The sequence below is a fragment of the Dellaglioa sp. CoH-57-MRSF-16 genome (assembly GCF_056782055.1).
Window position 1 is genome coordinate 1 of the sequence record NZ_JBXAXZ010000021.1, and the last position, 781, is coordinate 781.

The window sequence follows — 781 nt, forward strand, 5'->3', positions numbered from 1 at the left end:
GGCAAGAAGGTACCGTACGGGCCGTTCGACGGGAAGGTGCTGATCTTCACAAACAACGTGATCAGCGCCGAAGAGGTGTGGCGTTTGGCACCGCCTGAACTGAAGGCGTGCGGGATGCTGTACAAGGCTCAGAACAAGGTGGAGCACGGCCGACGTTTCGAGAAAATGGCGCGCATTCGCTGGATGGTGGGCGTCGAAGCCTCGATGAACGAGGGTCTTAACTTCCAGTTCGTGAGCCGTATATGCCGTACTGAAGTCGTGTGGAACCCGGGAACTCTGGAGCAAGGCAACAGCCGCGCCAACCGCCCTGAGCTAAAGGCACAGGATCGACGACCGTTCGTTTTCTTTGACTCGTTCACCGTGGACAACACGATCGACGTGACGAAAGCTGCACGGCTCATCTCCAAGGTGATCAGCGTCGCGCAGTTCGAGAACGCGGACAATCCGCTGTACCACGAGCTACCAACGGTCCCCGTCATCAAGATGTCGCTGGATTCGTTGCTTACGTTCAATACGTGGGAGTATCAGAGCGAAGAGCGCCCGGGCCTCATGGAGTACGCCAAGGCGCTTGCCGCCTACGAAAAGGTACGTGATGAGGATTACGAACAGTATCGGAAGGCGTACATACGGAAGTACGGTGAGGGTCCTGCGATGCGCCCTATTCCGATTGCGCCGACGCCTGCCGACATGGGCATCATGGAGCATGTGCCCTACACACCGGGTGCCAACGTCGCGGGCATGGAGAAGTTGGGGCTTACGCGCATCGACGACTACCTGAATC

General features: G+C 58.0%; 1 protein-coding gene. It reads left to right on the forward strand.

Translation table 11 applies throughout. The features are described 5' to 3' along the window. Positions 1-781, forward strand: a 781-nt coding sequence (locus tag AC1RPH_RS07635; protein WP_481762004.1) for a hypothetical protein, incomplete at both ends; no start/stop codon positions are given.